The 17,682-nt window shown below is 33.9% G+C and carries 18 protein-coding genes; 5 read left to right on the top strand and 13 right to left on the bottom strand.

Features of this window, described 5'->3' with window-relative positions; translation table 11 throughout:
- Positions 1-2 precede the first annotated feature (2 nt).
- A complete protein-coding gene (locus bsdE14_RS04940) occupies positions 3-1,502 on the bottom strand; it encodes a phytoene desaturase family protein (RefSeq protein ID WP_264848853.1) in 1,500 nt (499 codons plus the stop codon).
- 42 nt (positions 1,503-1,544) lie between these two features.
- Complete coding sequence (locus bsdE14_RS04945; RefSeq protein WP_264848854.1) at positions 1,545-2,468, bottom strand: DUF5692 family protein; 924 nt, start codon at positions 2,466-2,468, stop codon at positions 1,545-1,547.
- A 245-nt stretch (positions 2,469-2,713) separates the two neighbouring features.
- On the opposite strand from bsdE14_RS04945, the gene bsdE14_RS04950 reads away from it, so the two are divergent.
- Positions 2,714-3,331: a TetR/AcrR family transcriptional regulator gene (locus bsdE14_RS04950; protein WP_264848855.1), complete on the top strand. Its 618-nt coding sequence runs from the start codon at positions 2,714-2,716 to the stop codon at positions 3,329-3,331.
- A 24-nt stretch (positions 3,332-3,355) separates the two neighbouring features.
- On the opposite strand, the gene bsdE14_RS04955 is transcribed toward bsdE14_RS04950, so the two are convergent.
- From bsdE14_RS04955 to bsdE14_RS04970, 4 genes are all read right to left on the bottom strand, one after another.
- The gene (locus bsdE14_RS04955; RefSeq protein WP_264848856.1) at positions 3,356-3,820 is read right to left on the bottom strand and encodes an acyl-CoA thioesterase; all 465 of its coding nucleotides are present in this window, start codon (positions 3,818-3,820) and stop codon (positions 3,356-3,358) included.
- A 40-nt stretch (positions 3,821-3,860) separates the two neighbouring features.
- On the bottom strand, positions 3,861-4,745 hold the full coding sequence (locus tag bsdE14_RS04960) for a hypothetical protein (RefSeq protein ID WP_264848857.1): 885 nt from the start codon (positions 4,743-4,745) through the stop codon (positions 3,861-3,863).
- Between the two features lie 14 nt (positions 4,746-4,759).
- The gene (locus bsdE14_RS04965; protein ID WP_264848858.1) at positions 4,760-5,227 is read right to left on the bottom strand and encodes a MarR family winged helix-turn-helix transcriptional regulator; all 468 of its coding nucleotides are present in this window, start codon (positions 5,225-5,227) and stop codon (positions 4,760-4,762) included.
- Between the two features lie 423 nt (positions 5,228-5,650).
- Positions 5,651-6,208 carry a TetR/AcrR family transcriptional regulator gene (locus bsdE14_RS04970; RefSeq protein ID WP_264848859.1) on the bottom strand — a complete coding sequence of 186 codons (558 nt, stop codon included), beginning with the start codon at positions 6,206-6,208 and terminating at the stop codon, positions 5,651-5,653.
- A 143-nt stretch (positions 6,209-6,351) separates the two neighbouring features.
- Here bsdE14_RS04970 and bsdE14_RS04975 point away from each other — a divergent pair, with 143 nt between their 5' ends.
- Genes bsdE14_RS04975 through bsdE14_RS04985 form a run of 3 tightly spaced genes read left to right on the top strand, consistent with a single transcriptional unit; the run spans position 6,352 to position 9,080 of the window.
- A complete protein-coding gene (locus bsdE14_RS04975; RefSeq protein WP_264848860.1) occupies positions 6,352-7,599 on the top strand; it encodes a glycosyltransferase in 1,248 nt (415 codons plus the stop codon).
- A 2-nt stretch (positions 7,600-7,601) separates the two neighbouring features.
- Positions 7,602-8,819 (top strand): MFS transporter, encoded by a 1,218-nt coding sequence (locus bsdE14_RS04980; protein ID WP_264848861.1) that lies wholly within the window; start codon positions 7,602-7,604, stop codon positions 8,817-8,819.
- A 9-nt stretch (positions 8,820-8,828) separates the two neighbouring features.
- Positions 8,829-9,080, top strand: a complete 252-nt coding sequence (locus tag bsdE14_RS04985) for a hypothetical protein (protein ID WP_264848862.1) — start codon at positions 8,829-8,831, stop codon at positions 9,078-9,080.
- Between the two features lie 145 nt (positions 9,081-9,225).
- On the opposite strand, the gene bsdE14_RS04990 is transcribed toward bsdE14_RS04985, so the two are convergent.
- The 6 genes from bsdE14_RS04990 to bsdE14_RS05015 all read right to left on the bottom strand — a co-directional run bounded on the left by bsdE14_RS04990 (position 9,226) and on the right by bsdE14_RS05015 (position 13,992).
- Positions 9,226-10,356: a glycerate kinase family protein gene (locus bsdE14_RS04990; protein WP_264848863.1), complete on the bottom strand. Its 1,131-nt coding sequence runs from the start codon at positions 10,354-10,356 to the stop codon at positions 9,226-9,228.
- 48 nt (positions 10,357-10,404) lie between these two features.
- The gene (locus tag bsdE14_RS04995) at positions 10,405-11,136 is read right to left on the bottom strand and encodes a nuclease-related domain-containing protein (RefSeq protein ID WP_264848864.1); all 732 of its coding nucleotides are present in this window, start codon (positions 11,134-11,136) and stop codon (positions 10,405-10,407) included.
- Between the two features lie 94 nt (positions 11,137-11,230).
- Entirely contained in the window at positions 11,231-12,115 is an 885-nt protein-coding gene (locus bsdE14_RS05000; RefSeq protein WP_264848865.1) for a class II fructose-bisphosphate aldolase, read from the bottom strand.
- 19 nt (positions 12,116-12,134) lie between these two features.
- On the bottom strand, positions 12,135-13,223 hold the full coding sequence (locus bsdE14_RS05005) for a PTS fructose transporter subunit IIC (RefSeq protein WP_264848866.1): 1,089 nt from the start codon (positions 13,221-13,223) through the stop codon (positions 12,135-12,137).
- The gene (locus bsdE14_RS05010; RefSeq protein ID WP_264848867.1) at positions 13,223-13,531 is read right to left on the bottom strand and encodes a PTS fructose transporter subunit IIB; all 309 of its coding nucleotides are present in this window, start codon (positions 13,529-13,531) and stop codon (positions 13,223-13,225) included. Before bsdE14_RS05010 ends, bsdE14_RS05005 begins: the two co-directional genes overlap by 1 nt.
- A 2-nt stretch (positions 13,532-13,533) precedes the next feature.
- Positions 13,534-13,992 (bottom strand): PTS sugar transporter subunit IIA, encoded by a 459-nt coding sequence (locus tag bsdE14_RS05015; protein WP_264848868.1) that lies wholly within the window; start codon positions 13,990-13,992, stop codon positions 13,534-13,536.
- A gap of 410 nt (positions 13,993-14,402) precedes the next feature.
- Between bsdE14_RS05015 and bsdE14_RS05020 the strand changes: the two genes are divergently transcribed.
- Positions 14,403-15,581, top strand: coding sequence for an iron-containing alcohol dehydrogenase (locus bsdE14_RS05020; RefSeq protein ID WP_264848869.1), 1,179 nt, complete (start codon positions 14,403-14,405; stop codon positions 15,579-15,581).
- Positions 15,582-15,626: 45 nt separating this feature from the next.
- Here bsdE14_RS05020 and bsdE14_RS05025 read toward each other — a convergent pair whose 3' ends face one another.
- A complete protein-coding gene (locus bsdE14_RS05025) occupies positions 15,627-17,582 on the bottom strand; it encodes a BglG family transcription antiterminator (RefSeq protein WP_264848870.1) in 1,956 nt (651 codons plus the stop codon).
- Positions 17,583-17,682 lie beyond the last annotated feature (100 nt).

Consider the following 17,682-nt stretch of genomic DNA (forward strand, 5'->3'; position numbering starts at 1 on the left):
AATTAAACGACCTCCTTCCAGTATTTCTTAAGAATTTCATTTGCCTTTTTATATCCTTGAATATAATTTGGGCTAAATCCACACAATCCAACAAATCCACCTGCAAATTCTAAGTTAGACATAAGTGATTGATTTGGATAGAAAAATCCTGTAGATGCTAAATCTTGCTCATACCCATAAACACATCCTTCTGGAGTATTTAGATATCTCATATGAGTTAATGGTGTAGCAACTGAAATTTCTTCAATATGTGATCTAAAGCCAGGATAATTTTCTTCAATACGTTCAATTATATCATTTGCACACTCATACTTTGTTTCATGATATTTTTCTGGGGATAGTTCAACCCATGGCTTACCATACTTTATACATCCTGCAGTAATAATACTTGTACCTTTAGGTGACACTGTTGGATCGTCTATTGTATAGCAGGTGAAAACTACTGGATCATCGCTAATTTCCAAAACACTTGCCTTTGCAAAATCCTTGTTAACATCTGCAGATTTATAGAATATGTTCATAGATTCTTTTATACCCACTTCTTCAGGTGGACAGTCAAGTCCTATAAAGCATGTAACTGCAGATATACTTGGTTTAAAATTACTTAAATAATTAACTGCCTCTTCAGGCACATCCTCAGAATCCATTAAATCAAAATATGTTGCAGTTGGACTAATGTTAGAAACTATGACATCAGCTGTTAGTTCTTCATTATTTTCTGTAATAACTCCTACTGCTTTACCGTCTTTTACAATAATCTTCTTTACTCCGCAATTAAATATTACTTCTCCATTGTTATTTCTAATTACTTCAGCAAGTGCCTGAGAGATAACCTGTGATCCACCTTTTAAATACTTTGGCTTAAAGTGCATATAAACTGATATATTGCCAGCTAATATAATAAAAGGGAATATTGCAGGTGGTGTTCCCATAAATGACCAATATGCATTAAGACATAATTGAAGCTCTTTGTCTGTAAAAAATTCATCTAAAACTTCCTGAGCATTTTTCAATGCGTATTTAAAGTATGTAGGAAATTTTTCTTTTGTTATTTGCTCTTCTGGCATATTTGGAATTTGATTTGCTTCATTAAATAGTGTGAAGACCAAATTATAAAAACTCTTTATTTCTTCTGTATATTGTGGAAACCTTTTAGATAAATATGCTATTGCTTGTCCAAAATCTGTAGGCATTGTCACATCTATTTTTCCAGGAAGAACAACTCTATATAAATTATCCAATGTGAACATATCCAGTTGATCCATTATTCCTAATTCCTCGAAGATCATTCTTGTTGGACCTGGATTTTCTTTTGTTCCAACTGAGCTCAATTGGTGCAGTGCAACTTCAAACTCAAATCTTCCGCGTCTAAAGCTTGTACCACAACCACCAGGAATATTGTGTCTTTCAAGTAAGCATACCTTCTTGCCCTTTTTAGCAAGTGTTGCCCCGGTAGATAACCCACCATTTCCGCCACCTATAACGATTACGTCATAATGCATATTTTATTCCTCCTCAAATTACGATACTTTTATAAATATCCATTAAATATTTTCTTTTTTAATATCTTGATAGGATTTAAGGTCTTTATAAAGATCTTCTTTAAATGGATTTCTCTTAGTTTTAATAATTGTATAAACTTCAAAAACTGCTACTGCAATATTAGAAGCAAGTGCAATAACACTTACGAACATATATGCTTTTGGATTATGTGTAGATGCAACCGCAAATTTACCTTCTGTAAAGACTTGTGGGACAGACATAACAACCATCATCCAAATAGCCAGTGTCTGTGCACGATGCTGCAGCCAAGCACCTTTCTTTATGAAGAATGCAGGTATTGTGCAAGATAGAAGTAGTGCTAATCCGCCATATAAAGCACGATCTGTAACACAATTATATAGGTATGCAAAGTTCCATAAGTCATAAGCTATAATCCAAAACCACATCATATCTGGCCAGATCATATCCTTTTGTTTATCAGTACTTACAAAGATTCCAAACCATCCGCAAATAGTTAATATATTTAGAATACCTGCAATACCATTTAAAATATTCCAAGTACCACCCATATAGGTCATACCGTTAATTACTTCATTCATTCCGCGAACTTCAAATTCACGAACAACAGCTTCAAGAATATTAATACTTAAAATAGCTGTAGGTAATATGTAATACCACTTCTTTCCTTGTATTTTCTTTGAAAAACGTAAGCCCATAAAAATTAGACAGCCAGCAAGTGCTGAATAAGTCTTTGCCCATTGAAACCAGTTAGCTGTAGATTGACCTGAATTTGGTCCAGAAGTTTTCGGCCAAACAAAGATAGTCAAAATGATTGGTAATACTACAAACATTACGATACCAGTTTTCTTGTTATAACGTCCAATCTCGTTAAAAAGCATTAACCCCCCTAACACTGCAAAAAACATTAACCAAGAGTACCATGGAATTGGTTGAAATAGAAACATAAATATTCCTCCTTAAATAATTTTAAAAACGTAACAAATGTTATATTTTCTGAAAACATAACATTTGTTACGTTTTCTTAATTTTATAATAATTGCTTGTTATAATATTGTCAATAGAATTTTATATAATTTTTCCAAAAATAAAAGTGATTTCTTATATGGTTTCTTTTACTTACTTTTTTCTGTATAAGAATTGTGGTAAAATGTTATGTAATACAAATGCTTTAAACACATTCGAGGTTAATATGAGAGAAAATGGTAAAAATAAGAGAAAACAAAAGATAATAAATGCTGCAATTGAGGTAATTCAAGAGAAGAACGTAGAAGAAGCTACTGTGCGAGAAATTGCAGAAAAGGCTGGATTAACTACAGGTTCTATATACCATCATTATAAAAATAAGGATGAATTGCTTTACGATGTAATAAATCAATCTATTCATTTTGTTCATAAACTTTCAGTAATGAGTGAGTCAAAAATAAAGGATAAGAATCAGGTTTTATCTGAAGTAAAAAGTGAGGTAGCACTTCGTCTGTCAAAAACTGATGAGCAAAAGCTTCATATCTTATTACTAAGTGATGTAATTTCAAGAAATGATGAAATGAATGAGAAGTACAAACAAAATTATGAAAGCATAATAAATAAAGTTGCAGATATGTTTTTTTATGCCTTTGGTATAGAAAATACAGAACTTAAAAAAAGTTTATCTGCAATATTTATAGCAGCATTAGATGGAATTGCAATTCAAACAGCTTTAGGTGTTTTACCTGAAACTCAAGATAAATTTACTGAAATATTTAACAATTTCTTTTCCCAGAGTGTTCCAATGTTTTTGGAAAAAGGCATGGACTTAGAAAAGGAATAAGAACTGCATCAGCTGATGCAGTTCTTATTTTTTATATTTTGATTTTATCTCTAAGTGCTTTTTCTCGCCAAGTTTATAAAGTTCCTCTTCCTCTTTAGTGGAAACCACTAATTCAGGTACTTTTGCAGGCTTATTATCCACCATATGCACCATAGTAAAAAAAGCTGTTAACGCCGTATCAGGTTCCGAATAATTATCTAATTCGTGAACTCCAATGCTTACCATTACCTGCATTGAAGATTTACCTACATAACAAAGCTGGGCCACACAGGTTACAATATCACCTATATGTATAGCTTTATGAAATACAATCTCATCAACTCTTGCAGTTACAACGTCACCTTTTGCATGCTTAGCAGCTGCTATACCTGCGGTATTATCCATAATTTTCATTAGTTCTCCGCCATGTACATTCCCATGTGGATTACTATGAGAAGGCTCCATTATTAGGCATGTTTCAGCTCTGGAAAAAGAAATGTTATTTGTCATAAATATTGCTCCTTTACTACATAAAGTTTTACGAATACTTCTATTTTATCACATTTAAATTTTTAATTTCTTCTATATTTTTAAGTAATATTACTAAGCATATAATTGCGATAATATTAAAGAATGGAAAGATAATTACTTCAGCTGCACCCATACTAACACTATTTAAAGCCTGGTTTATAATCATAGCGGATATAGATGATAGCATAGTTATTCCCTTTATAATTATTACTGAGGATAGTAGATAACCAAAGGGTTTTCTTTTAATAAGCAGAATTCCTGATAAAAAAGCAGCAGGAACCACTATGCCTAGATCCATTCCTTGGATTACCAATGTTGTGTATTGCTCTAATCCAACTGGAACCTTTCCTTGAAAAATTGATGGAGCAAGCTTACCAAGCCATAACATTCCTATAGTAAAAGCAATAAAAATTTGAAAACCGCCTAAAAACTTTACAGGGAGTTTCTTATGAAAATATGATTTTATGTTTTCCATATCAAAGGACATCATGCAAAGTATAAATGCATATAAGCTTAATGACATAAGTAAAACATAAATTATAAAAAGTCTGTTGTACATCCACAAAAATGTATATGACATATAGGTATAAAGGAAATACCCTAAAGTTCCTGTTAATAATATTCTTCCTCTAAATGACCCTTTGCATGCAAAATATAAAGATACTGCCAATAGCGGTATTCCCATAACAATAGTTACAAAATCCGAAGCTTTGCCTTGTGCTGCAATTGCTACTGAGTCATTTTTATATATCCCAGAACCATATATTTTTACTACTTCATTATTTATGGTTTTAAATTCATGTACTCCTACTCCACCTATTGAAAATAGTCCAGCCATGCATGAGATTAAGGAAAATAAAACAATACATATTACAAGAATGCTAACAATCTTCCTGTATTTCATAAAAACCCCTCCAATTAATCAATATCTGCTTTTTCCAATTGATCCAAATTGAATTGTATTTTTTCAAGTACTTTTCTTACTTTTGAAATTTCCTCCTTATCAATATCTTTAAATATATTTTGGATAAATTTTATACCTTTTGATTCTGCATTAGACCAAAGTGAAAGGCTCTCTTCAGTTAATCTCAGTCGAGTTGCTCTTGCATCCTTTTTATCTTTCTCTAAAGCCAGCAATCCTTTTTGCTCCAATTTAAGTGCAAGCTGCTTCACATTTTGGTGTGAACTACCCATCTCTCTTGCTGCTTCCTTAATTGTAGGTGGATAATCAAATAAGCTGTCAAGAACTGCTGACAGCAACCACTGCTTAGATGTTACATCATATTCTTTTAGTTCCTTTTCCAATAAGGTATCCATCTTATTAGCAACTACAAAAAGAGTTCCAAAAATAAATGTATAATCCTCCATATTATCAAACTTATCCAATTAGTAATACCTCCGTCTCCTGTGTTATAAATGCTCTCATTAAACCCTGTAAGTATTATTAACTAATATCTTATACACTACTTTCTTCTATTATTTTTTTAAAGTCTTTAGTTTACAACTAATAAAACAGAATAGGTAATATATTATCTATATAGATAATATATTACCTATTCTAAAAAATGTCAATTAAAATATATATTCTATAGCGGGGGGACGTTTCCATTCATATGCTTCAACTGCTACATCCAAACTTGTAATAGGGCACCAGCATATAGAGCCTTCAATCACATCTCTTATTGGATTTTCCTTTTCATCACACTTTTTATAATTATGACAAAATTAATTAGTTTTATAAATTGCATTTAGCGTATATCTTGATAGGCGTTTTCTTACTTTATGGTCCAGGATATTATCTTAAAGTTATTACAGTAAATATTTTTTCACTCCATTTTCTGTAAGTTCAGCTATTAATTCTATAAGTCTTTCTGCCGGAAGCACTTTATTCTTCCTAAACCAATAACTCATAATCCCAATCATTGAAGAAAGAACATATTCTAAAACAAAATCAAATTCTACTGGATCTATATTATTATTATAAAAAGTTTGTCTAAGTGTAGGTTTTGTTGCATTTTTGAGTTTACTTGCAAATGAAGGATCTCCATTATCCCCAAGTAAAACAGAATAGTATTTACTATTATGCTCATATAATTTCATAAACATATTAAGAGGCATGCCTATATTTTCATTTTGAAAATTAACTGGCGGTAATTCATCAATTCCTGGAATCAGTGATTGTTCTATTTGTTCAAGCACATCATAAACATCGGTAAAATACTCATAAAAAGTTCCTCTATTATAACCTGCCTTATTAGTAATTTCCTTTACAGTTATATTCTCAATTCTTTTTTCACAGTATAATGACCAAAAAGCATCTATTAAATTTTGCCTTGTCTGCGCTGTTACCTCTGGCTGTTTTTTCATTTCAACCTTCTCCTTTCAATATGAAAACCTGACACTCAAAATCCAACACTTAGACTTGTATTGTTGGTTGATGATAAATTACATCATCAGTATACTATAAACATACAACAAGTTGTTGGATAATACAAGAGGAGGAATAAAACATGATTACAATTCTATGTTCAGGTTCCAGAGGAGATTTTCAACCATATATAGCTCTTGCACAGGAGCTTAAAAAATTAGGAAAAGATGTACGTATCACAGGTATGAGAGATTTTGAAAGTTTTATTAAAAGTTATGGCATAGATTTTTACCCAATACAGGCTGATTTTAAAACACTTAATGTTGATGAAAAAATGCTTAAACAAGCACAAACCGCTGACAATCCATTTAAGATGTTATTAGCTTTTAACAAAATGAAAAAGTATGGCATTTCTATAGCCAATGAATTTTATTCAGCCTGCGTAGGCAATGAATTAGTCATATACCACCCAGGATGCACCCTAGGTTATTTTGCCGCAGAAAGATTAGGGATACCTTCTATTTTAGCTTCTCCATTCCCTATGCATAAAACAAAAGAGCAGACTTCTGTTATTCAATATGGCAGAGTTAAAGCTACTCCACTTAAAAATATTATAAGCTATAGCATGTTACAAGGTATGTTATGGTTAGCCTCCAAGGATTCAGTAAAAGGTCTTTGGAAAAAGGAATTTGGTGGTGTTCCAAAAAACTTTGGCAAGCCTTATGAAAGGCATAAGGATGAAAAACATCCTGCTGTAGTTTCTTGTAGTAATTTTGTATTTAAAAGACCAAGTGATTGGAATGAAAATATTCATCAATATGGATATTGGTTTGTAGAAGAACAAACAGAGTATACTCCTTCAAAGGAATTATCTGACTTTTTAAATTCTGGAGATAAGCCTGTTTATATTGGTTTTGGAAGTGTTTTTCACGCTGATCAAAAAGAAACCTTATCCAAACTAATTATAGATGCCCTTAACAAAAGCGGTAACCGTGGTATTATCTGTGGAATGGGTAAATTTGATAATCTTCCTAGAAATATAATAGCAATTGACAGCATCCCTCATTCTTGGCTCTTTGAGAGAGTTGCTGCGGTATGTCATCACGGAGGATCCGGTACAACTTCTGCTGGATTTAAAGCTGGGGTTCCTAGTATTGTAATACCTTTTGCCAATGATCAACATGCTTGGGCTCATAGAGTTTATGATTTAGGTGTAGGTTCAAAACCTATTCCAATAAAGGAACTTACCTCTGGCAAACTTTCCGATGCAATTAACTATGTTCTTCAGGATAAAATTATAGAAAATGCAAAGATTTTAGGAAAAAATATTGCTACTGAAAACGGGGCTAGAGACTGCGCAAAAGTAATTGTAGACAGTCTTAGGAGGTAACTATGAAAAAATTAGAAAAGTGGCAAAAATCTTTCTTCACCATCTATATTGGGCAGGCATTTTCTCTATTGAGTTCAAGTGCAGTGCAATTTTCAATAATATGGTGGATAACAGTACAAACTGGTTCTGCAGTGGCTCTTACTATTGCAAGTGTTGTGGGCTTACTGCCCCAGGCAATCATAGGTCCTTTTGCTGGAGTTTTCATAGACAGGTATAATCGTAAACCTATAATGATATTAGCTGATAGTGCTGTTGCCCTTTCTAGTCTTGTACTAGGAATATCCTTCTTTTTCGGCACTCCTTCATTAATATTTATTTATGTTATATTGTTTACTAGAGCCTTGGGGGAAACTTTCCACAAACCTGCTATGCAGGCAGCAATCCCTCAATTAGTTCCAGAGAATGAACTTACTAAAGCAGGTGGTGTTGGACAAATGATTCAATCTGCCTGTTCCATGGTAGGTCCAATGCTTGGTGCTTTCTTAATGAGCATTACAACTCTGCAGTATGCGATGTTTGTAGATATTATAGGTGCTTCATTCGCTGTTTTAACTCTTTCTTCAGTTAAACTAGTTAAGCACAAAGTAAGTTCTCAAAGTAAGTTAACCGTTATTGAAGATATGAAACTTGGTTTGAAGGCTATAAAAGCAAATAAAGCTTTAGTAAGAGTATCCATACCCGTACTTCTCTCAACCATTGTTTTTGTACCTCTTGGTACTCTTCTACCCTTAATGGTTAAGGTTTACTTTAACGGTACTGCTTGGTCTAATGGCATTGTACAAACCCTATTCTCCAGTGGCATGCTTATATCTGCAATGATAATAAGTGTTACAGGCGGGCTTAAAAAACAATTTCTAATGATATCAATAGGTATACTTTCATTAGGTATATGTTCATTAATTGAGGGCTTGCTTCCTTCTAATGCATTTTTAATATTCTGCATAGTTGTTTTTATAATGGGAACAACAGGTATGTTGACCAACATCCCTTTTACCGCCTATGTTCAAAGAACAATACCTCAAGAGAATTTAGGAAAAGTGCTTTCTCTTATAACTAGTGTTATGAGCTTTGCTGCCCCTGTAGGCATGTTTATTGCAGGTCCTATATCTGATATTATCGGAATAAGTAACTGGATGATTCTTGCAGGAACACTTATGCTTATAGTCGGAACTTTGTGCTATCTTTTAACCAGACGCTTTGACAAGTTAGCTATAGGTTAGGTGATAGTTATGAAAAATATATTAAAAAAATTCATGTATGTATTTTTACTTATTCTATCTCCTCTTGCCACACTTGTTGTTGCTGGCGTAATTTATGTTTTTATTTACATGAAAATAGGTATATCGCCGTTAGCTGCACTTAATTCTTTTAAAGCCTTAATATACGGCTTTATGCCCTATTTCCCATATTTAACAGCAATACCCGCTGTTTTACTTTTAATCCTGATAGTCTCAAAAAATTTAGTCAAAATAAAAAAATAAGTTTTCAAAAAAAGCTCTCGAGAATTATAACTCGAGAGCTTAAGCTTATTGCTTTAAACTTATATATTTAATACTTTTCCACAATTAGATTACTCATTTGTTTCATAATCAAAAATATCAAACTCATTTTCATAGCAATCCCTCTTTATGGCAGCAGCCTAAATACCTGTTCTACCGCATCCATCATATTTTCTCTGGCTTGCTCAGGACGCATGGCCTCTTCTAAGGTTGTAACCCCTCGCACAATTGGAAAAAAAGCATCAATTCCTGCTTTGTTACATTCTTTAGCTTCACTCGTAACACTTCCTGCAAAAGCAATTACTTTTTTATTATATTTCTTTGCTAACTTTGCTAGACCAACAGGTACCTTACCCATAGCTGTCTGAAAGTCCATACGACCTTCACCAGTAATAACATAGTCAGCATCCATAATTTCATTTTCAAGATTAATTGTATTTAGTACAAGCTCAATGCCAGGTATTAAGTGAGCATCAAGATACTCTATAAATGCAAAACCTAGCCCTCCTGCTGCTCCAGCTCCTTTTTCTTCATCACACTTTTTTGTTGTGAATTCATTAGAAACTCTGGCGTAGTTTTTCATACCTTCATCTAAAATTGCCTTCATCTCATCACTTACACCCTTTTGAGGTCCAAAAACATAAGTAGCTCCATTAATACCACACAATGGATTATTCACATCACAAGCAACCTCAAAATGGCAATTTTCTAATTCTTTCAGTACATGCTTATTCGAAATATATGCAACTTTTTCTAAAGCTTTTCCACCCTGCCCTATATTCCTACCGTCCTTATCCATAAATTCATAGCCTAGGGCAGTAAGCATGCCAATTCCACCGTCATTTGTAGCACTTCCCCCAAGTCCTATGACAAAATCCTTACAGCCTTTTAAAACTGCATGTTTTATCATTTCTCCTAATCCATAAGTGGTTGCCAGCATAGGATTTTTTTCAGAGTCTAAAACTAATGTAATGCCTGAAGCAGCTGCCGTTTCTATTACTGCAGTTTTCGTTTCTGGAAGATAACCATAATAAGTATCAACTGGCTTCCCCATAGGACCTGTTACTGTTAAATTTATTTTTTCTCCACCTGCACCATTGAGTATGGCATCAGTGGTCCCTTCTCCTCCATCCGCTAGTGGCTTAACTATTACTTCTGCATGGGGCTTTACCCTGAAAATACCCTCTTTAATTGCATTTCCCGCTTCCATAGAAGATAGGCTTCCCTTAAAAGAATCAATGGCTACTACAATCTTCATCCTTCTCCTCCAATCACAGAAAAAATTCTATATAAACAAAGCAAAACACTAAATATTATTGTTTGGCATGTAGTTTTCAATTTCCTGTTTCTTTTTATTTAATAATACTTTATTTTCTTCTAATTTTAAAGAATCACCAGCCATCATTTCCCACAATGCATCAATTTCCCAATCACACAATATCATTTCCTTAGATTTGTGAATATTAATTAAAGTATCGTGAAGCTGTGAACGTCTAATAACATAGGCATTACCTATTTCTTCATCTTTAGTTTTCAGTGTTGACTTATCCGGAAACACAACAATTTTATAAACTGGAGTCTTTATCTTAATTATTTTTTCCTGAAGCTTTTTGCTGAATTGTTCTAATTCTATAATGGGATTGACCATTTTTTCTTTCATCCTTTTATCGGGATGTTTTTTATCATAACTTACTATACTCTCCCAATTTCCTGTGTTTGCTCCGTAAATTTCTCCAGGAGTATTGCTTACCTTTAAACAATAGATGCCGCTGGACAAAATTACAATAATATAAGGCTTGGGCAGCTTTGCACCATTATTAGAAAAAAATTGATAGAGCACTTTATGCTTACCAAAATCCTCTTCCAAAGCAGCACTTTCTGACAACTTTCTTATTCTTTTTTTCTTACTATAGTATTCTAAATAACAGGAATAAATGACTTTATGAATACTCCTTCTATAACTTGACCAACCAAAAATAAATCTGAGTAAAAATACAACTATTGCAGATAAGCTTAAACCTAATATTATCTCGTCCATATTTTCTCCTCCGTATTTTATTTATAAAAGGGATGAACAAGGTTTATATCCTTTTTCATCCCTTCAATAATGTTGCAGCTAAATCTTTTTAATTTTAATCAAGGGCTGGTCCAGTAGTTTTTTCAAAGGTAAATCTTCCACTAGAACCAATCAATCTCATATACTGCTTAATAAATTTCTTCATAGCTTCCTGTGCCACTATATTTACGTCCATATAATCAATATTGGGATTGTCAGCTATAGCATCTGCCATAGCTTGTCTTCCATATTTAAATAAGTCTGTACATACATTTATTTTATTAATGCCGCATGCAACAACCTTTTTGATGTTTTCGTCACCAGCTCCTGAACCTCCGTGAAGTACTAATGGCATCTTCAATGTTTCTTTTAATTGCTTCAAGCGTTCAAAATCTAGAGTTGGAACAAATCCTTTAGGATAGCTGCCATGAGCGGTACCTATTGAAACTGCCAAGCAGTCACAATGTGTCCTGTCAACAAACTCCTTTGCCTGCTCAACATTAGTATATAAATCTGTTTTTATATTATCCTGCTGATTTGCAAGTCCTACATGTCCAAGTTCTGCCTCACAAGATAATCCCTTTGCATGTGCCAATGTAGCTACTATACTTGTTCTTCTAACATTTTCTTCAAATTCATAGCTGGAAGAATCAATCATAACACTTGAGAAACCGCATTGAATTGCATATGCAATATCTTCATAGTCACCACCATGATCCAAGTTAAATGCCACTGGAACCTGAACCTTTTCAGCCATATTTTTAATCATTGGTGCTAAAATATCAGGATGTCCGTGTGCTTTCATCTGTCTTGGTGAAATGTTGATAATAACAGCAGAGTGTTCCTCTGCAGCTGCTTGTATTATTGCTTTAGCCTGCTCCATATTCACACAGTTTATTGCCATAACAGCATAGTTATTTTCATGAGCATGCCACAGCATTTCCTTCATTGATACGTACATATTGATTCCTCCTTGTTATTTAGATCAATGGTGAAATTTCATCTTCATCATCAACATATCCTTCTGGTAGAGGTCTTCTTAAGATAGCATATAGTGTTCCAGTTATACATGCACCTAATAGCCAATATCCTATAAATAGAAGTGGATTAGAGGTCATTGCTATTACAAATATTCCACCGTGTACAGCTGGAGATGCTAAAGCTGACATCATTGCTAAGCCACCAGTTATTGCTCCACCAGTCATACAGGAAATACATACTCTTACGGGGTCCTTTAATAGGAATGGTATAACTCCTTCTTGTACATAAACTGATGATAGGATAACTAAAGATTTTGCCTGTTCTCTTTCATTATCAGTGAATTTCTTCTTTCCACCAAGGAAAGTAGCAAGTGCAATACCAAGTGGTGCTGTCATACCTGCACACATCTTAGCTGATGTAGGTATTAAGAAGCCATCTGCGTTCAAACCGTTTACAAATAGTGCTGCTGTCTTATTAATAGGTCCACCGTGGTCTGCGCAAATCATAGCACCAATTACAGCACCAAATAAGAATTTAGAACCACCATTTAAGGATTTTAACATTCCAGTTAATGCCTTCATAAATGCTGAGATTGGAACTCCTAGTATATAGTACATAATTAGTCCTGCAACTAAAGTAACTAAAGTAGGAATAACAAGAATTGGCATGATACCGGATAACGCTTTAGGAACTTTAACTTTTTTAATTGCTAGTACTAAATATCCAACTAGGATACCACCAACAAGACCGCCAACGAAGCCTGTATTTAATGTGTTTGCAATAGCTCCCATTGCAAGACCAGGTGCAATACCAGGTTTATCTGCCATTGCATACGCTATAAATGCTGCAATTGCAGGTACTACAAAGCTCATTAAGGATTGACCAATTAACATTATTACCTTTGCCATTGTATCAATTTGCTTCATATGATTTCCTATATCATATCCACCAAGCATTTTAGCAATAGCTTGTAAAACTCCAGCACCAACTATTATAGGAATCATGTAAGAAATACCAGTCATAATTGAATCTTTTAAAAATATCCATTGACTTTTTTTACTCTTGTTCTTTCTTTTAATATCTGCCATTATTCAATCGCCTCCATTAATTCTTCTACTATACTCTTAGCATCTTTTACTGCTTCACTTACACTTACATTTAATGTAGGAATAGGCTCGAAGCGGTTAATGTTCTTTATTCTTACATCGCTTGCAATTATACAGCCGTCTGCCCTTTTAATATCTTCCTTAGTGATTTCGTTTTCAACACCTTGTGCCCCTTGAGTTTCAACTTTAACTTCTAAGCCTTTTGCTTTTGCGGCTTTTTCTAAGTTAGCTGCTGCCATGTAGGTGTGAGCAATGCCTACTGGGCAACTTGTTACACATACTATGAACATATTTAACATCTCCCCTTAAATAAATTTTTTATTTGTTCAATGGACTTAGCATGAGTTAAGGTATATAAAAAATCATCGTCCATCAAATTTTTAGCAAGCTGGGATAGCATTCTTAAATGAACGTTATCTTCTGTATTTGGTGCAGCAAGCATAATAACATAATTTACTGGTGCCCCATCTAAAGATCCCCATTCAATATTATTTTTTAACTGCACTAGTGCGAAGCTTGCCTGCTTTACAGCACCGTTTTTACAGTGTGGAATTGCAACCCCCCTCCCAATTCCAGTTTCACATTCTTTCTCCCTTTGTATAACACCTTCAATGTACTCATTAATATCTGCCACTTTACCAGCTTCATACATAATAGCTGCTATACTTTTTATGACTTCTTCTTTTGTGTTTCCGGGGAAATCAAATTTAACTAATCTGTCATCTAGTACTTCACACAAATCCAAATCCATATTTTGTTCCTCCTATTTATGTCTTGGTTTGAGTATAGCAACATATTGCACTAGTAACAATTCAATAAATTGCACTATATTGATGCATAAAAAAAACTATTTAAGCTATTTGCTGATTTTTCAGAATACTTAATCAACACTTTGGGAGCGTTTTCATTATTTATATAAGTTTATTGCCTATGAATTTCACTAAAACTTTTATTTCAATAATCCTTTGCACTATATAAGTGTAAACATTTAACTATTCCACAAACGCATTTACTATTTATAATTAGTATAAAGAAATTAATAAGTTAGAATTATCATTCAAATGAAAGCTAATATCTGCTTGGAATTTTAACTAACAATTTGATAGCGGCAGCAGATAGCATAATGCTATTAGTGCTTCCGACTAAAAGGAGGAATAAATAATGATTAATTTCGAATTTTATAATCCAACAAAAGTTATCTTTGGAAAAGACACAGAAAGCCAGGTAGGCAAGGAAATAAACTCCAGAGGTTATAAAAAAGTATTGATTCACTTTGGTGGAACATATCTTTATGAAACAGGAGTGTTGGATCGAGTTCATAAAAGCCTAGAGGAGTATAATATCCAGTATATAGACTTAGGAGGTGTGGTTCCTAATCCGCATATGTCCTTAGTTAAGGAAGGAGTTCAGCTCTGCAAAAAAGAAGGCGTAGATTTTATTCTTGCAATCGGAGGCGGAAGTCCTATAGATTCAGCAAAGGCAATTGCCTACGGTCTTGTAAATGATTTTGATTTAGTTGATTTATATATGGGAAGAGTTACTACTGATAAAATAGCCCCTATAGGCTGCATCTCAACTATAGCTGCAACCGGTTCAGAAACAAGTAATTCATCAGTTATTACCATTGAAGAAGGCATGCTAAAGCGTTCTTATAATCATGACTGCTCAAGGCCTAGGTTTGCTATAATGAATCCTGAATTAACCTATACACTTCCAGCATATCAAACTTCAAGCGGTGCAGCAGATATAATGATGCATACTATGGAACGCTATTTTACAAATACAGAACATGTAGAGTTAATAGACCGTATGGCTCAAGGACTGTTGGTATCTGTTCGTGAGGCTGCTCTAAAAGTTGTAAAGGAGCCTACAAACTACGATGCAAGAGCTGATTTAATGTGGGCAGGAAGCTTATCTCATAATGGACTTACTGGCACTGGTCGTGTATCAGACTTTGCTTCTCATAAAATTGAACACGAATTAGGAGGTATGTTTGATGTTGCCCATGGTGCCGGCCTTTGTGCTATATGGGGCAGCTGGGCTCGTTATGTATACAAAACCAATGTAGCACGCTTTGCACAATTTGCAAACAAGGTATTTGATGTTCCTATGAATTTGTACAATCTAGAAGAGACAGCCTTAAAAGGAATAGAAGCTTGGGAAGATTGGTGCCACAAAATTGGAATGCCAACTTCAATGACAGAGCTTGGAATTAACCCAACAGCAGCGCAAATAGAAGAAATGGCCGAAAAATGCGTTGCTACTGGGGATGGACATATAGGCTTCTTTAGAACACTATATAAAGAAGATGTAATAAGAATCTACAATATGGCACAATAGTTTGGCCTCCCTAAAAAAGAGTCTTGGATCATTCCAAGGCTCTTTCTATTTTAACTTTATATTGCTTAGCTTATCTGCACTAAGTATCTTTGCAATAGCTTCTGTGTCCTTAGTAATATCTGCAAGCTCGGTAAAAACGCTTTTAAATAAATCCTGAGATTTGGCATCTAAAGAAAGCATAAGTACAATTTGTACCTTTTCATTTCCCCACATTATTGGCTTCTTTAAGGTCATGAGTCCAATTCCCTTTTTTAAAACGTGTCCTTCAAATGCATGTGGAACAGCAAAATTATCTCCTATAGAAGTAGGGGCAAGCCGTTCTCTCTTAAAAGCAGACTCAGTATAACCTTCATCTACATATTTTTCATGCAATAGGCGATTTCCTAAAAGGCTAATAACCTCTTCCTTTGACTTGCAGTCACATTTAAAAATGGATATCTTTTCATTCATTAAGCCAAAAAGATTTGAATATTTTTCTCGGCTTTCGGCTAAAATATTAACTTTATCAGGATTTAACCTTCTACCAATTGCTGATACATCGTTTTCAGTAAGTACTGGAGAAATACTAATTACATCAACACCTTCTAGTATCAATGGAACGGTTGATACTACGAAATCCTGTTCACCAGGCTTAATTTCTGTTTTTGCTAGTGCAATAGGAAGAATCTTTGTTATGATGATATTAGGAAACATTCGTGTCAGGCGTGCTTCTATAAATTGAGAGGTTCCGAGTCCACTTCCACAAACTACTACTATTTGAGGTTTATGCATACATTTTTGCGCTCTTTCACGTTCTAAGCTGGCTCCTAAATACATTGCTATATCGCAAATTTCATTCTCTCCCAGCTCTATGTTAAATCTTTCGCTAATAAGACGAGCCATATAAGAGGCTACCTCTACCTCATATACCAATTCTTCCTTAACCATATGCCTAATGCAGTTCTCTAAGCGTATTTGATGCCTAAGTCTGTTAAACATAGCATTTAAATGCATAAAAAGCGCACATTTCAGCATTTCATCATTTATCAGATTTTCATTATAAACCTTACCTGTTTCCTGAAGAATTTCTTCCATATCTTTTAATTTAGTTGGGTCTAAATCCTCAATATTACTTGAGTTTTCATCAATCATCTGCGTTTCATTCTGAGCATTAATTCCTAAAAGGTTTATTAACAGATATGATTTGTCTCCATCAGAAAGCTTTATTTGGAATTCTTCTTCTAAACGACTTGATATATACTGTGTAATTCCAAGCTCTTTTTTACCAGCATACTTATTTATATCTTCCTCAATAGTACAGCTTTTGCCTTTTAATATTCTCTTCACAACAATAGCTAGTTGAATAACCAGTTCTGAATAAGAAGTATCAGATAGAATAAACTCAATTTTCTTCTCAGCTTCTTGAATAATATCATTTATTTTTTCTAGATTAATTTTTTCAAAGAACGGCTGCAGCTTACTTGAAATATAGTTTCCTTGATTAGAAACAAGTTTACGTATTACATATGCTCTGGCAATACGAAGCTTACCTTCTTCTCCCAAAACACGCATTCCGTATTTTACCTTTTTCTCTAACACCAAACCTATTTTTTCAAATGTGGGTGTTAATTCATTTATACTGTTTACAATAGTCCCCTTACTTACATACATTGATTCCGCAATGGATTCCATAGAAATATAGTCATCTGCATCCAACAGCTTTAATGCTACATAATACTTTCTTGTTTCTGGTGAAATATATGAGTAGTTATCACCATTCATCAGCAGATTATCCAGGTACTGCCTGCCCTTTTCATCATAGGTAATCCATATACCTAATCCAGTCTTTGTATTGATAGTACAGCCAGTATTGCCTTCTTCTAATTCTTCCATGATACGTTTAATATCTGTTTTTATTGTTCTGGGGCTTACATGAAGTGCATTAGCCAATTCATTGGTTGTAAATTTTCTCTTTTTGCCGTATAGAAGTACTAAAATCTTTCTCTCACGTGCCAATAGCATTGTATCACCTCTTTTGTAGAATTGCCATTTGAACAGAACTGTTATCTTATTATATAATAAAAGCTACTTCCCGTGAAGAAGTAGCTTTTATAAATATGCA

The sequence above is a fragment of the Clostridium omnivorum genome, assembly GCF_026012015.1.
GTDB lineage: Bacteria > Bacillota > Clostridia > Clostridiales > Clostridiaceae > Clostridium_AX > Clostridium_AX omnivorum.

Coding starts and splice junctions, on each gene's coding strand:
- bsdE14_RS04970 (WP_264848859.1), bottom strand. CDS start 6,208: ATGAAAAAACAGCCAGAGGTAACAGCGCAGACAAGGCAAAATTTAATA.
- bsdE14_RS04990 (WP_264848863.1), bottom strand. CDS start 10,356: ATGAAGATTGTAGTAGCCATTGATTCTTTTAAGGGAAGCCTATCTTCT.
- bsdE14_RS05010 (WP_264848867.1), bottom strand. CDS start 13,531: ATGTTCATAGTATGTGTAACAAGTTGCCCAGTAGGCATTGCTCACACC.
- bsdE14_RS04995 (WP_264848864.1), bottom strand. CDS start 11,136: ATGGACGAGATAATATTAGGTTTAAGCTTATCTGCAATAGTTGTATTT.
- bsdE14_RS04940 (WP_264848853.1), bottom strand. CDS start 1,502: ATGCATTATGACGTAATCGTTATAGGTGGCGGAAATGGTGGGTTATCT.
- bsdE14_RS04950 (WP_264848855.1), top strand. CDS start 2,714: ATGAGAGAAAATGGTAAAAATAAGAGAAAACAAAAGATAATAAATGCT.
- bsdE14_RS05020 (WP_264848869.1), top strand. CDS start 14,403: ATGATTAATTTCGAATTTTATAATCCAACAAAAGTTATCTTTGGAAAA.
- bsdE14_RS04985 (WP_264848862.1), top strand. CDS start 8,829: ATGAAAAATATATTAAAAAAATTCATGTATGTATTTTTACTTATTCTA.
- bsdE14_RS04960 (WP_264848857.1), bottom strand. CDS start 4,745: ATGAAATACAGGAAGATTGTTAGCATTCTTGTAATATGTATTGTTTTA.
- bsdE14_RS04975 (WP_264848860.1), top strand. CDS start 6,352: ATGATTACAATTCTATGTTCAGGTTCCAGAGGAGATTTTCAACCATAT.
- bsdE14_RS04945 (WP_264848854.1), bottom strand. CDS start 2,468: ATGTTTCTATTTCAACCAATTCCATGGTACTCTTGGTTAATGTTTTTT.
- bsdE14_RS04955 (WP_264848856.1), bottom strand. CDS start 3,820: ATGACAAATAACATTTCTTTTTCCAGAGCTGAAACATGCCTAATAATG.
- bsdE14_RS05025 (WP_264848870.1), bottom strand. CDS start 17,582: ATGCTATTGGCACGTGAGAGAAAGATTTTAGTACTTCTATACGGCAAA.
- bsdE14_RS04980 (WP_264848861.1), top strand. CDS start 7,602: ATGAAAAAATTAGAAAAGTGGCAAAAATCTTTCTTCACCATCTATATT.
- bsdE14_RS05005 (WP_264848866.1), bottom strand. CDS start 13,223: ATGGCAGATATTAAAAGAAAGAACAAGAGTAAAAAAAGTCAATGGATA.
- bsdE14_RS05015 (WP_264848868.1), bottom strand. CDS start 13,992: ATGGATTTGGATTTGTGTGAAGTACTAGATGACAGATTAGTTAAATTT.
- bsdE14_RS05000 (WP_264848865.1), bottom strand. CDS start 12,115: ATGTACGTATCAATGAAGGAAATGCTGTGGCATGCTCATGAAAATAAC.